The sequence below is a fragment of the Bacteroidota bacterium genome, from assembly GCA_016183775.1.
Taxonomy (GTDB): Bacteria; Bacteroidota; Bacteroidia; order JABDFU01; family JABDFU01; genus JABDFU01.
In genome coordinates, this window is record JACPDY010000142.1 from 1 (window position 1) to 16,154 (window position 16,154).

Here is a 16,154-nt window from a genome sequence, read left to right on the forward strand (position 1 = left end):
GGTACTACTACCTATACGGTGAGGGTGACGGATTCGGGAGGAAATTCGGCTACTGCTACGGTGACTGTAACGGTGAACCCTGCGGTTTCTGCAACTGCCACTCCAACTAATATCAGCTGCAGCGGTGCTTCGACAGGCTCAGCAGCCGCAGCGGGAAGTGGCGGCAGCTCACCTTATACTTACAACTGGAGTGGCGGGTTAGGTGCCGGGTTCCAGGTTACCGGCTTGTCGACGGGAACTTATACAGTTACCCTAACAGATAACAAAGGTTGTACCTCAACCTCAACCACAACAATAACCTCTCCACCGCCATTGTCAGGACAATTTACCAAGGGAACTTCCAATTGTGCAGGTTGCGGGTGTAAGGAATGGGTAATGATCACCGGCTCCGGGGGAACCAGCCCTTACTCCTATTCATGGCCGGATGGGTATCTCAACAGGTACAAAAGTCAGCTCTGCCCCGGCGCTTATTTGATTAATGTGAAGGATAAGAATGGGTGCTCGGTTAATCTGAGTCTCACGGCGCCGTGAGTTTAGTTGTTGGTTGATTGTTGTTAGTTGTAAGGAACTATACTTACAACTGACAACAATCAACCACTCACTATTACCGCTCTCTCCTTCACCACTTCCGCAAAGGAGCGGTTTTCAATTTTGCTATCGAGCCAGGAGAGAAAATCAAAATATTCCAAAACCTGCGCCTCACTGGTATTTTTAAAAACAGTTCCCAGTTTTTGCCTGGCCTCCTTAAATATTTCAATGCGGTCCCTTTTTGAACTACTCACATGAATTAATTTGCCGAACAGATCGATCAGAAGCATTTCAAACTTGTATACTTTCCCCTTTTTCTTTAGCAAATACCGCTGGGTTGTTTTTGACAAACCCTTTAAAAGTTCTGTGTTTCCCAATTCATAATGAACGATCAAAGTTAATATCCATGAAATAAAAACATAGTCCTGAAGAATCTCATTGTTTGAAAAACCGACTATCTTATTCAGATATTTTAATGCTTCACGATACTCACCTAAATTGAAATAGGCATGAAAGGCATAATAATAGAAATACAAATGGTTCTCAATGCTCACAAGCGAAGGATCTTTAGTGAGCCTTTCCATTTCGATCGTCACATTAATCACTTTACCGTAATTAAACAGGCGTAACTGATTCTCCATGTACGAAACGATCAGCCGAAAATACTCGTGCAAAATAATTTTCGTTCTGTATTTTTTAGGAAGACCATTAATAAATGCCTGGGCCTTATTAAAATAAAGGTCATACTCCTTGTCTCTATTCAAATGTTTACTGCTTATTAAAAGGTTGTGAATAGCTTGGATATAAGGTGTTGCTCTCAGGTTCAATTTCGATCTGTCGCGTTCCAGGTATTTAACAACCTCAAGCCTGAACATATGTGATCTCTTCCAATCACCGATCTCCCTCGTACCGATCGACATAACATTATAATAATACTTTAGCAACGTGTATGGAAGTGCCTTTTTATTCACTTTATTTACGAGCGGATGCCGGAGTATTTTTTTTATTTCCTCCACAGAGCCGCTATCTCTGACAACCTGTTGTGTTTTTATGAGCGGGATAAGTCGATAGACCAATTCATAATACCTACGATGATCAAGATACATCTTCAACTGGTCAAACTCTTCTGAAAATCCTGTATTAATATATACCTTAATATCATTTATTTTTTCGGAGAGCTTTAGTATTTCCGATTTCCATGACAATAATTTTAATACGTATAATGTTGACTCATGCTCAACAGCCATTTTCAATGCACTATGAATGATCTTTAAAGCAATCGAATTAAGATTTTTTCGATACAATATTTCGATCCGTTGAAGCTTTTGAGCGAGAATGATATCCACAGAATCATTGGAATGATACCTTTCCAGGCTCTTTAAAATAGCCTCAGAAAGGTATCTTTTTGGCTTTTTTAACTTTGTTGCAAAGGACTCCCCGCTTAATTTTTTTCTAAGTTCATTCTCATCGTATTCCGGAAGGCTGTCGATCGCATCAAAAAGTTTAATGTACTTTTTCTTATCACCGGTAAAGGCATGAAGATCCGAATATACTTTAAAATAGCGCTTTTCAGCGGGTATAAGAGATCTTATCAGCAGGAAAATATCTTCGGAAGGAGTTTTCATTCTTCAGTTAATTTCAATTACTAAAATAAAGAAATAAAATTAATAACAACAGATGTCTTACGGCTGATCGGCCATATTTATAGATTTTAGACATCTGACTATGTCCCTTTTGTCAATTTACATTTGACTTTTGGCTTTTTGTTGATTAATTTCCCTTATAGAAAATTTACCATGAGATTCAAAATACTCCCTACCTGCATAATTGCTAATGTAGTCATTTGCATTTCCTCCGTTGCCCAAAAAACGATAATACCTCAGGCACATGGAGATCCGTCGCCCAATACCCGTGCCGGAAATGGAATGATGTTTACGGAGAACAGAGGACAAGTGGTTGACCAGAAACAACACCAGCGACCAGACATATTATTTAAAGGTAGTGGCGGTGGAGCGGATGTTTATTTAAGAAAAACAGGTGTTAGTTATGTATTAAGCAATATGGGTGAAGTAATGCACGAGATTGACGAGGAAATTGAGGAAGCAATAAAAGAAGGCAAAATAACAAAAGATGCTGAACAAAATAAAAAACAGGAATTAATGCAAAGTGAAGCATTCAGGTTGCATAGAATTGATGTTGAATTTTTAAACCATAATACAAATGCCGAAACAATTATTGGAGACCAGGTGGAAGGTTATACCAATTATTACTATGCGCACTGCCCCAATGGTATAACGCAGGTAAACTCATACAATGAAATAACAGTAAAAAACATTTACAACAATATTGATGTAAAATATTACGGAGGGAAGGAACGAGGATTAAAATATGACATCATTGTACACCCTCACGCTGATCCATCACAAATAAAACTAAAATGGACGGGCGCTGAAAGTATAGATATCAACAGCGAAGGGCATTTAGTAATAAAAACAAGCGTAAATGAATTCACTGAATCAATCCCAAGAGTTTATCAAAATATTAATGGTGAAATTGTTGATGTAAAAACCAGGTATATACTCTCCTCTGGAGAGGAGCGGGGTGAGGTCATTATACATTTTTCACTTTCTACCTTTAATTCCTCATTTCCTTTAGTGATCGATCCCTGGATAACCTACTATGGAGGAAACGGTGTGGATCAGGGAATGTGCATTAAAACTGATAGGATTGGGAATGCAATAGTTACGGGTATGACAATCTCTCCCAATTTTCCTATATCAACAGGTGCATCTCAAGCATCCTTAAAAGGAGCTTCGGATGCTTTTGTAGTAAAAATGAGTCCAGCCGGAACTCGTGTCTTTGCTACTTTTTATGGAGGAAGCGCGGATGAACTTGGAACGGGAATAATTTCTGATGGGACGAACAACATTTTTATTACAGGCTCAACTTCTTCCCCTGACTTGCCTCAAAAAAACCCGGGTCTGGCTTACATGCAGGCCTTTGCAGGAGCCAATGACGCTTTTATCGCAAAGTTTAATTCAGCAGGATTATTAATTTGGTCTACTTGTATTGGAGGAAGCAAATATGAAGCGTCGAACGATATTTCCTGCGACGTAAATAATAATATTGTAATTGCCGGAAGAACTAATTCTTCAACATTTCCAACACTTTTTGCTTACCAATCCGTATTATTAGGTCCCGCTGCTTGTTTTGTTTCAAAATTTAACAATAACGGAGCAATGCAATTTTCAACTTACTATGGCGGACCCGGTTTTAGTCAATCACAAGCTAATGGAATAACATGCGATGCTGCCGGCAGTATTTTTTTTACCGGTTATACTTCGTATTCTTCATTTCCCGTTTTAATGGCATTTCAGCCGACTAATCTTGCAGGCAGCGGTGGAACGAGTTCCTTTTTGGTCAAATTAAATGCTATAGGGTTTCCGGTTTGGTCTACCTTTTTTGGAGGTAACAATACAACTGCCGGGTATGCCATAGCTGTCGATAATTCGAACAATATAATTATTGTTGGTACAACTGCTGCAACTACAAATTTGGCAAGTCCGGGTGCTTACCAACCGGCATTTGGAGGTGGAGGTGTAACCGGAAACGATGCATTTATTGCAAAATTCAATAATAATGGAAATCGTTTGTGGAGTACTTATCTTGGAGGAGTTAATGGTGATTATCTTTTAGATGTAGCAATAGACTTTAATGATAACATATACGCTTACGGTGAAGTTGAAGACGCAAGCTTTGGTAATTATCCTATTAGTGCATGTGCATTTCAGAAAAACTTTGGAGGAGTTGAAGATCAGTTTATAGCAAAATATAATCCGGCCGGAAACCAACTTTGCATTACATACTTAGGCGGTTCTGCGCACGATGAACTCGAAGGATTTGCAATGAGCGGTGGAGGGGTTGGCGGCGGAGGTATTGCTATTTATGGTAATAATCTATTTGCAACAGGAGGAACAGATGGCAGCTATCCAGTGACACCAGGGGCTTTTCAAACAGCTTTTGGAGGTGGCAGTCAGTCGGGTGGTAACGGGGATGCATTTATTGATCAGTTATGTATTAATATATGTGAATCTAAAAATCTTGGTTTAAGTTATTCTGCAAATACAACAACGGTATGTCCGAATAACCCGGTTAATTTTACTTCTGCAATAACCAGTTCCTGCGACAACTCGGGCCAAACATTACAATGGACATTTACCGGAGGGAATCCGGTAACGTCAACCCTTCCAAATCCAACTGTTACGTATCCAACTCCTGGAATATATGATGTAAAACTTGTGATCACTACACAATGTAAAAAAGACAGTATTGTTAAATCTTCTTACATAACCGTGAACAATTGTGGCTGTACTATGAATGCAACTATTTCAGGAACAACAAATTTAAATTGCACCGGAACAAATAATGGCAGTGCAACAGTATCGATCAGCAACGGTTCAGGCGGAACATATTCTTACAACTGGAGTAATGGTATTTCTGGAACAACAACTGCCGGCACCATTTCTGTTGGCGGGTTATCAGCAAATTCCTATACTGTAACAATAACTGACGGTTCATGCAAATCAATTTCAATATTTTCAATTTCACAGGTACAAAGCATCAGTTCTGTTGCAACGGTAAATGTAGCATGCAACAACGGCAGTAATGGCAGTGCATTAATTACGATTAGCGGAGGCAGCGGTCCTTACACATACAGTATGAGCAACGGGGTTTCTGCAGCCACTAATTCGGCAACATATCAATTTAATAATTTAATGGCCGGAACATATACTGTAACCATTTCACAAAACGCCTGTGTTTCTACAACAACTGTTACATTATCGCAACCTGCGCCAATTGTAGTTGGATTTAAAGAGCAATTAACCTGTAATACAGCAAGTGTGACAGCTCATCCCGGAAACGGAAGTTCGCCTTATTCATATTTATGGAACAATGCTCAAACAACTGCAAGCGCAACCGGCTTATCCTATTCAACAAGTTATACGATTACAGTTACGGATGGAAATGGTTGTACGGTTACAGCAATATATTCAGCGCAAGCACCGCAGCCTATCGTTATAAAACCAAAAGCTATTGCAACAACCTGTGGCCTGAATAATGGCTCAACAAATTTGAACTCTGTGGGCGACCTTGATGGTGGCACACCTCCATACAACATTGTATGGAGCACAGGTTCAATTGGCACCAATAATAATTTTTTAAGTGCAGGTACCTATACGGTTACTGTAACCGATGCTATAGGTTGCTCACAAACAACAACCGCCATAGTTGCCTCTTCCACCAGCCCTGTTTCCGCAACCTTTACTCAATCGCCCGCCGGAACTATTTGTATTGGCTCAACAATAAATTTTATTAATACAGGTACACCACCCGGTACAGGCATAACATATAATTGGCTTATTTCTCCGATAACTCCTGTAAATGTAAGTGGTACTACAACTGATTTTTCCTATACTTTTTTAACCGCAGGAACGTATACTATTACTCACACAGTTAATGGCGGAGGGTGTAGTATTCCTGTGACAAGCACAGTTACGGTAAATAATTGTTCTGGTAGCCCTACTGTAACTGCGACCGGCAATTCGGTTTGCCCGGGCACATGCGCTGTGGTAAACTCAAGCGGCACGGGTGGATCTGCGCCTTACACCTATGCATGGAGTACCGGTGCAACAACGCAAAACATAAATCCTTGTCCCGGCGTAACCACAACTTACACATTAACCATAAAAGATTCCGACGGAGCTACGGGCATGACAACAGCTGTGGTAACAGTTAATCCGGCAGTAAATGTAACAGTTACCCCGACGAATATAACTTGTAACGGAAGCACGAATGGAAGCACGTTGGCCGCACCAGGTGGCGGAACACCCGGATATACTTACAATTGGAGTAACGGGGCTGCAGGTTCACTCATCTCAGGATTGAGTGCAGGCAATTATTCAGTTACCGTAACAGACAGCAAGGGCTGTACCGCCATCTCATCCGCAGCAATCAGCTCACCTCCTGCCATTGCAGGGCAATTCACTAAAGGAACAGCCAGCTGCTCAGGTTGTGGCTGCAAGGAATGGGTAATGGTAAGTGCAACAGGAGGAACAAGCCCATACAGTTACAGCTGGCCGGATGGATATGGGAACAGGTACAAAAATCAACTTTGCCCGGGCGCATACTCCGTAAATATTAAAGACAAGAATGGGTGTAGTGTGAATCTCAATCTTACTGCCCCATAAAACAGTTATTGGATGTTAGTTGTCAGTTGTCAGGAACTAAAACCAACAACTAACATCCATTAACTGCTTCCGCCTTCTCCCTTACTACTTCCGCAAAGGAGCGGTTTTCAATTTTGCTGTCCAGCCAGCTTATAAAATCAAAATAGTCAAACGCCTCCTTTTCGAAAGAATCCCTCTTTAGTTTAAGTAACTTCTCTCTGAGTTTTTTAAATGCTTCAAGCTGATCTGTCAGATTGTTAATCCGTGGTATTTCATTCTGAATAAATTCAAGGATGATCGATTCAAGTTTATATAACCTCCTTCTTTTATATAGATAGCGATAAACTGATTTTACTGAATACTCAAGGTATTCATGGTTATTCAATTCGAAATTGACAATTAGCGAAAGTATTTTTGCAAAACAATACACATCAACCCTCAATCCCGAAAAGTTTCCATCCAGAATTTTACGTAAAAAATAATTGGCGCGGTTATAGTTTTTTGCCCCAAGACATATAATAACACTGTAATAATAAAGCAACAGCTCTGTTTGCGCGTTCAATGTCCTTTTCTTTGAGAGCATATTTTCCAGTTGCTCAACGAATGTGATCCCCTTTACAAAATCACCTGTTTCTTTACAGAATTCCATTTCAAAGGATAACACTTTGAAAAATATAAAACTTCTGACCCTTTGATTTGGCGCAGGAGCTTCAGAAAGTTTTTTTAATTGCGAAGAAAACCCACTATATCTTTTTAAACGAAGCAGGCACAGGATCGTATTGCTGATAGCAACGGCGTATGATCGGGGATGCTCCGGGATCTGATGGGGGTTTGATTCGATCAGCTTAAGTACCTTCTGCATAAGATCATGTGCTTTATTAAAATCTCTCAAATCAACGTAGTGGCGAAATAAAAATGAATAGCGGGTAAGTATTGTATCGAATGGAAGCGGCAAAGCCACTTTCGAATTTACGATGCTCTCATTATACAGTTTTACAATAAATTTTGCTTCACTTTTATTTCTTACTCCCCCCTGACGAAACGTCCTTAAAAAGGCGAGTTCAGTTGCAATATTATAATCATTACTCACTTTAAGTATTTTAAGCGAATTGTTCACCTGGTTATCAATATTATTAATCTGTCTTTTTGTTATGCCCGAATATTGCGTAGCATTATAAAGGCTAAGTTCAAATTCATATAACTCAATAAGAAATGAGTGCTTCTCAAATTTGATTGCAAGCGCTATTGCCTTTCGGAGTTGTTTTCTGCATTGTTCAAACAATCCTTTTTCAAAAAGCAAATTAATTATATTCACGTACTCTGCTAACCGCGAATTTACCGTTTGGCCTCTGTGAAAATCATTCAGGCCTTTCAACACAAGATTATAGAGGTAATGTTTTAATTCGGGAAAACGAACAGGATCGATTTTCAATAATTGTATGATCTTTTTTTCATTATACACTTTTCGTTTTTCAACCAGGTCGAATAATTTAAGATACATTGGGCTTTGCGTGGTGTCGCCTCCGCGGACATAAATTTTAAACGCAGCCTTCTCCGCCTTACTCATAGACAGGATAAGTTCAAAAAGGTCAGACGAGGCGCTTTTAGGCATAAAAAAAGGAAATAAAGTGAAAATAAATATACGATGATTATCAAATATATATCAGCTATTTTTTAATGAGTAATTATAATAAATTACAAATTTAGTTTATATTAATACATTGTATATCAATTATTTATTATAATACTCTATTTATAAATTTTCCCACTTAATGAATTCTATAATCTACAAATATATCTTTGATAAGCCAATAATAAATAAAAGAAGGATTGCAATTAGGTACTATTTCAATTAACTTTCACTTGAACATATTTTATCAGATACTTATTATCAAGCGAAACCCGCATTTAATGTTTATTACGCTGTAAATTAAACCTGCTCGTTTCAAAACATAATAATCCACCTACTATGCTTAAAAGAAAAGCAACTAAGGCCGCATTCAACCTGATAGCTTTAGTATTTACATCAATTACTTACGCTTCTGAACCGGCAATAGATAAGGAGTTAGCCCGGCAATGGATGCAAAACCAGAAGGTTCATTTTATTGAAAACAAAGGACAAATGATGGATGCCAATGGCATACCGGTTCCATTTGTATTGTTCAAAGTAGAAGCGCCCGGTTTGGATATGTATATTACTGACAAAGGACTCAGTTATCTATTCATTAAACAGGAAGAAGAACTTGAAAAAGAAGCAGAAGAAAGCAAAGAAATATATTATTCAAGGATTGATATGATCCTTAAAGGGGCAAACATCCAAAAAGAAAATGTAGTTAAAGAATATCCCTCTGAAGCCGATCACAACTTCTTTTATGGCCATTGTCCGGATGGCATCTATGGTGTGAAGCAATATGAAAAAATAGCAATAAGAAATGTGTATCCCGGAATTGACTGGGTACTATATAACAGCAACGAAAAGGGATTCAAATATGATTTTATTGTTCATCCGGGCGCTGATCCTAAACAAATTGAACTTATTTATTCTTCATTAAATCCGCTGACGTTGAATGCCGGCGGAAAGATCGAAATCAAAACAGACTTCGGATCTTTAATTGAAAACACACCTATAAGCTTTCAGAATAATTCTGAGATCACCACACACTTCATTAAAACCGCTAATGAAAAAAATGGGAATAGTGGCTATGATACACACATCAGATTTGGATTGAGTGAATATAACACAAATGAAATTCTCAGGGTCGATCCGCAATTAGCATGGGGCACCCATTATGGAGGTACCGGGTTAGATTCCTTTACAGGTGTTGCAACCGACAATACAGGCAATGTTTTTGTAACCGGTTATACATTGTCGCCAAATTTTCCAACTCAAAGTTCTGGCACCGCTTATTACCAGGGAGTTTATTCTGCTTCTCAAAATGCTTTAATTCTTAAGTTCAGCAATAACGGAAGTTTATTATGGGCTACATTTTATGGTGCCGGTCCGTGTATAGTCAATGGCGGGGGCACAGATGGCCATGGCATTACGGTCGACTTATTTGGAAATGTATATGTTGTCGGACGCGAAGGATGCGCCACCTTCCCCACACAAAATATGGCTGGAGCCTATTTTCAGGCGGCCGCAGCTGTCGCTCAACCCTTTATTTTAAAATTTGACAATACCGGGAATCGTTTATGGGCAACAACTTTCGGAGGAGGATTAAGTTTCGGCGGAGGACAGTCCGGAAGATGCAAATATGTAACCACCGATGCACTTGGAAACATGTTCATATGCGGATATGGACTAACCGGATTGCCTTCAGTCAATCCGGGTGGCGGGGCATATACTCAGGCAGCAGCCGGGGGATATGATATGTTCTTTGCTAAATTTAATGTAGCCGGCGCATTAGTTTGGTCCACGTATTTCGGCGGATCCTCCGATGATTATGCAATAGCATTAACTGTGGATAACGGAAATAATTTGTTCGCAACGGGTCAGACCAATTCTGGCAACTTCCCAATGCTAAATCCCGGCGGAGTAGCCTATTTCGACAACACATACAATGGCGCCGGCGATGCCACAGTTATTAAATTTTCAAACAATGGAAATCTACTTTGGTCAACCTACTTTGGCGGTACGGGTTTTGAACGTGGGTATTCAATTGATTGCGATTTAAACGGCGACATATTCTTTACGGGCGAAACCGTGAGTGCCAATTTTCCGGTGCAAAACCCTGGTGCAGGTGCCTATTTTGACAACAGCTTTAATGGTGGCACAAAGGACGTTTTTGTAAGTAAGTTTCTAAATAATTACAGTTTATTCTGGTCAACTTATTATGGCGGCACAAATTGGGAAGGTATGTATCCTGGAAATGCAATATCTTATGAAAAAATGGGGATCATTACAGATAACTGCTCCAATGTGTATGTTACCGGAGTAACTACATCTACCGACTTTCCCACATTTAATAATTCTGCCTGCAACTCCTATTTTTTTTCCGGGCCCTTTTCAGGAAGCGGAACATTTATTTTAAAATTCAGCATTACCGGCAGCCGGCTATGGGCTACATTAACACCCGGAGGATTCGGGCATGATATAACCGTAGATCGGAATGATAATTTGTTTGTTGTTGGAGAACATTCCGGTGCACTTTTTAATCCGGGTGGTGGGGCATATTTTGATTCCACACCATTGATGTCAGACCAGGGATTCGTTAATAAATTCTCACAGCCCCCGCCAACATTTACACAGTCGCAGGTAAACCCGGGAAGCTGTACCTGCAATGGTTCTGCAACTTTAAATATTACTTCAGCATGCAGTACACCTCCTTATAATTATATATGGAGTAATGGTTCTCAAACCCTGAATACTTCAACTGCTACCAATACAATTACAGGCTTATGCCCGGGCAACTATTGGGTTTATATAACAGATGCAGTGTGTAACCGTGATACAGTTTATTATACACTTACAGGAAGCAGCGGCAGCCCGGCCTTAAGCAGCATACAAACAAATGTTACCTGCAACGGAACCTGCAATGGCAGCTCCATCATCACTCCGGCGGGCGGACTCTCACCATATACTTATTTATGGAACAATGGTCAGACAACTGCAACTGCAACCGGGCTTTGCACAGGATCTTTTTCTGTTGTGGTTACCGATGCGAATAACTGTACTGCTATACGCAATATCAGCATTGGCAAAGCTCCCTTAATAAACCTGGCAACTTCTTCGCCCGGCACCTGCACAGCAGGCAAAGGAACGGCTACAGTTGTTGCAACTAATGGTATTGCTCCTTATACCTATTTATGGAATACTGGACAAACGACTCCAACTGCAACAGGAATGAGTCAGGCTAACTATACCGTGACTGTAAGAGATGCGAGCGGCGGATGCACACAAACCAAAACTGTAACAATTACAAGTTCAACAATTACAATTGCAGGAAGCGTGTATAATGACCCTTGCGGCATGAGCAACAATGCCATTCCATCAGTTATGGGTGGAGGAACTGCTCCATACACATACAGCTGGAGCAGCGGACAAACAACATTGGTCATAACAGGATTAAGCCAGGGTACTTATTCATTAACGGTGACGGATGCAACAGGATGTACAGCAACATCTAATGTAACATTCACAAATCCGCCAATAGGTCCAACTGCAACTTTTACACAATCCCCATCAGGAACTGTTTGTAAAAACACCCTTGTCAACTTTACTCATACCGGAACAACCGGTACGGGTGTTACTTTTAGCTGGGTTATCTCACCGTTAACACCGGCAAATGTTAGCGGAACAACTACCGACTTCTCCTATACTTTTATATCTGCCGGGACATATAGTGTATTTCATTCGGTTAACAGGAGCGGATGCAGTACCAGCATAACCAGCACTGTAACAGTAATTGACTGCGCCGGCGGACCTACTGTTACTGCGACCGGCAGTTCAGTCTGTTCGGGCACTTGTTCAAATGTAACTTCAGCAGGATCGGGTGGTACAGGCCCATATACATATAATTGGAGCAATGGCTCAACAACACAGAATATCAGTCCTTGTCCCGTTTCAACGACTACTTATACTGTAACAATTACTGACTCTGCAGGGGGTACCTCTACCTCAACAGCGGTGGCAACTGTTAATCCTGCTGTAACAGCAACAACAGTAACAACTAATATTAGCTGCAGCGGTGGCACAGGAGCAGCAACCGCATCAGGAGTAAGCGGCAGTTTGCCTTATACTTATTCCTGGAGCGCAGGGGTTCAGGGTTCAGGGTTTCAGGTTTCGGGTTTAACAGCGGGAACTTATACTGTAACCATTACTGACAGCAAGGGCTGCACGGGCACTTCAACAGCAACAATAATTTCGCCCCAACCTTTAGCGGGACAATTCACGAAAGGAACGGCAAATTGTGCAGGCTGCGGATGTAAGGAATGGGTAATGGTAAATGCCGCAGGTGGTACAAGCCCTTACTCCTACTCCTGGCCGGATGGATATGTAAACAGGTATAAGAATCAACTTTGTCCGGGTACACACATGGTAAATATTACCGATAAAAACGGGTGTGCCATTAATGTTAACCTTACTACACCTTGATTTATTGATGAATGGCTTACAGTAACTTATATATATAATGAAACCTAAGAAACTACTAAAAATTTCATTTTATGTATTATTGTCTGCTGCATTTTCATCAATAGCTAAGGCACAAGGCGGTAATACCTGTGCTGCTGCCTCCTCCAACCCGATTACCGTTCCCGCAACTTATACAGGACAAACTACCTGCGGCATGGGAAACGATTTTAACTCCAGCATATATGGTACATGTCCGGGTCCGGCCGGAACCGGGGGTGCTATTTATAGCAATCCCGAATGGTTCTACTACTTGTGTTCGCCAATTAACGGTTATATTACAATTACCTTAAACAATATGGTATCAAGTCCTATTAATGCACCTTCTCAACCCTGGTTAATAGTAATGAATGGTTGCCCAACTTCCGGAGGAGTTTGCGTAGGTACAGATTACATCCAGGTTCCTACAAACAAAACTGTAAGTGGACTTGCAGTTTCATTTCTTGCTACAGCAGGTCAGTGTTATTACATAATTGTAGATGCCGTAGGTACTTCATCAGGCAGTTCTTCATGGGCTCCTTGCTTCAACTATGATATAACTACTTCATTCGCACCCCTTAACACCATCCAACCCGGATGCACCAATATGGATTTCGAATCAGGAACAACCAATGGATGGTACTGTTCGTCAGGTCAGTCAAATGGTCAGCCCGGAATGAAACAGGTTTCGATCGGTCAATTACCGAAAAGGCATATGATAACTTCCGGCGGCACCGACCCTTGCGGAGGATTTCCCGTTGTTGCACCGGGCGGAAATTATTCTTTACGACTTTGTGATTCTACCAATGCAGGAGGATTTGCAGATCAGATCAGCCAAACTTTTAAAGTGTCGGGTACTAATGCGAATTTTAAATACCAATATGCTGTTGTACTAAATGATGGAACTCACTCGCCACCGGGGCAAGCATTTTTCAAAGCGCTCTTGAAGGATCAAAATGGAGATACCATTCCCTGCTCAGAATTTTTTGTCGCTGTACAGGCCGGCTTACCCGGGTTTGTTCAGGCACCAAGCTGCGCAGTTCCGGGTGTAGGCGGAGGTCTAACTTATTACAAACCCTGGAGCACTGTAAATGTTGATCTTAGCGCTTACATCGGTCAAAATGTAACTATAGAATTTACAGCAGGTGATTGTTCAGCAGGTGGACATTATGGTTATGCTTATGTCGACGCAGCCTGCTCCCCTGTTTATTCAAACAGCACTACCGTTTGTACCGGTCAATGTACAACACTTCAGGCTCCGACCGGTTATGCATCCTATTTGTGGAGCCCCGGCGGATCAACTGCACAAAGCATAACGGTTTGTCCCGGCGCAACCACAATTTACACCTTAACCTTAACCGGCTTTAACGGATGCAGCACAACACACAAAGATACTGTCAGGGTAAATCCTTGCACTACCGTTAAAGTCAGCGCCACCGGAGCAGGTGTTTGCCCTGGGTCTTGTGCAAATGTAGCAACAACCGTTACAAGTGGAACAGCTCCTTATACTTACAACTGGAATAACGGACAAAGCAATGCAACTATCAATGTATGTCCTGCTTTAACCACCACTTACACTGTCACTGTTACCGATGCTACTGCTGCTACAGCCACGGCTACTGTAGTTGCAACAGTTTCTTCACAATCATTGAATATAATTACATCATCATCCAATATAATATGTGGCGGCGCGTGTACCGGAAGCAGTAATGCTATAGTCACAAATGGCACTTCGCCCTATTCGTTTATCTGGAGCAATTCACAAACCTCCCAAACGGCTACTGGACTTTGCGCAGGCACATACACCGTTTCCGTAAATGATGTCAACGGCTGCATTTCAACCAGGGTGGTAAATATCACGCAGCCTGTTGAATTGGTTTTAGGGTATTCTACACAATGGTCATGCTCAACAAATAAAGCCACAAGCACCATCAATGTTATTAATGGCACCTCTCCTTATATATACAGTTGGAGTTCGTCGGGTCAAACGGGTCAAACAGCCACCGGGTTAGCACCGGGCAACTATACAGTTACAGTTGTTGACAGCAAAGGATGTTCCGCCACTAAAACAGTGGCAATACTTGCACAGCCTGTTGTGATCGCAGTAACAACTACAAACATAAGTTGTACTACAAGCGGCAGCGCAACAGCAAACGTTGTAAGCGGGGTTTTCCCTTTTACATATAGCTGGAGCAATGGTGTTACAACATTTGAAAATAAAGGCATACCCGCCGGCATTTACACTGTTACGGTAACCAGCAGCAATGGGTGTACCGCCACTCAAGCAACAAATGTTACCGGTACCAGCCCGGTTTCGGCAACTTTTACAAATCCGCCTGCCTGCATCGGGGTTAATGTAACTTTTACCAACACCGGTTCAACGGGAACATACACATGGACAATTGGTGGCATAACAAATCTTACGGGCACAACGGCAAACTTCTCGTATACATTCCTGACAGCAGGAACATATAGTGTTACTCATACTGTTACAAGCGGAAGTTGCAATGCAACTATAACAAAAAATATCACTGTAACCAATTGCAACGGTCCAACCGTAACAGCCACCGGCACTTCAGTATGTCCGGGCACCTGTGCTGTTGTAACCTCAAGTGGTACCGGAGGAGCAAGCCCATACACTTATTCATGGAGCAATGGTGCCACCACACAAAACATCAATCCTTGCCCGGCTGCCACCACCACATATACAGTAACAATAAGAGATATTGGGGGAAACACATCCACTTCCGCCGCAACTGTAACTGTTAATCCGGCAATAAGTTTAATAGTTACGGGAACAAACATTACGTGCAATGGCGGGACCAATGGCACAGCAACTGCGACCGGCAGCGGCGGCATGTCTCCCTTTACATATAACTGGAGTGGAGGTTCTCCCGGTACCGGGTTCCAGGTTTCGGGATTATCAGCAGGCAATTATACTGTAACTATAACCGATACCAAAGGTTGCACCACAACTTCAGCAACAACCATCATCTCACCGCCGGCTTTAACAGGGCAATTTGCCAAAGGAACCGCCAATTGTATTGACTGCGGTTGCAAAGAATGGGTAATGGTGAATGCAACCGGTGGCACAAACCCCTACTCCTACTCCTGGCCGGATGGAGATGTTAACAGGTACAAGAATCAACTTTGTCAGGGTGCTTATTCAATTAATATTAAAGACAAAAATGGTTGCAGCATAAACATAAATTTAACCGCACCCTAATAAGTCTGAAACATTACCAAAACCGGTGAACACCCAAGTAGTGTACCAATATTTTGACAATGAA

General features: G+C 41.4%; 6 protein-coding genes. 4 read left to right on the top strand and 2 right to left on the bottom strand.

Annotation, left to right across the window (positions count from 1 at the left end; translation table 11 throughout):
• Window positions 1–531 (top strand): hypothetical protein (locus tag HYU69_15930; GenBank protein MBI2271831.1); only part of this gene is annotated, 531 nt, incomplete at its 5' end.
• A 59-nt stretch (window positions 532–590) separates the two neighbouring features.
• Here HYU69_15930 and HYU69_15935 read toward each other — a convergent pair.
• Window positions 591–2,153 carry a hypothetical protein gene (locus tag HYU69_15935; GenBank protein ID MBI2271832.1) on the bottom strand — a complete coding sequence of 521 codons (1,563 nt, stop codon included), beginning with the start codon at window positions 2,151–2,153 and terminating at the stop codon, window positions 591–593.
• Between the two features lie 171 nt (window positions 2,154–2,324).
• Between HYU69_15935 and HYU69_15940 the strand changes: the two genes are divergently transcribed.
• A complete protein-coding gene (locus tag HYU69_15940) occupies window positions 2,325–6,776 on the top strand; it encodes a PKD domain-containing protein (protein ID MBI2271833.1) in 4,452 nt (1,483 codons plus the stop codon).
• A gap of 49 nt (window positions 6,777–6,825) precedes the next feature.
• On the opposite strand, the gene HYU69_15945 is transcribed toward HYU69_15940, so the two are convergent.
• Window positions 6,826–8,367 carry a hypothetical protein gene (locus tag HYU69_15945; protein ID MBI2271834.1) on the bottom strand — a complete coding sequence of 514 codons (1,542 nt, stop codon included), beginning with the start codon at window positions 8,365–8,367 and terminating at the stop codon, window positions 6,826–6,828.
• 357 nt (window positions 8,368–8,724) lie between these two features.
• Between HYU69_15945 and HYU69_15950 the strand changes: the two genes are divergently transcribed.
• Window positions 8,725–12,849: an SBBP repeat-containing protein gene (locus tag HYU69_15950; protein MBI2271835.1), complete on the top strand. Its 4,125-nt coding sequence runs from the start codon at window positions 8,725–8,727 to the stop codon at window positions 12,847–12,849.
• A 37-nt stretch (window positions 12,850–12,886) separates the two neighbouring features.
• Window positions 12,887–16,090, top strand: a complete 3,204-nt coding sequence (locus HYU69_15955; protein MBI2271836.1) for a hypothetical protein — start codon at window positions 12,887–12,889, stop codon at window positions 16,088–16,090.
• Window positions 16,091–16,154: the final 64 nt, after the last annotated feature.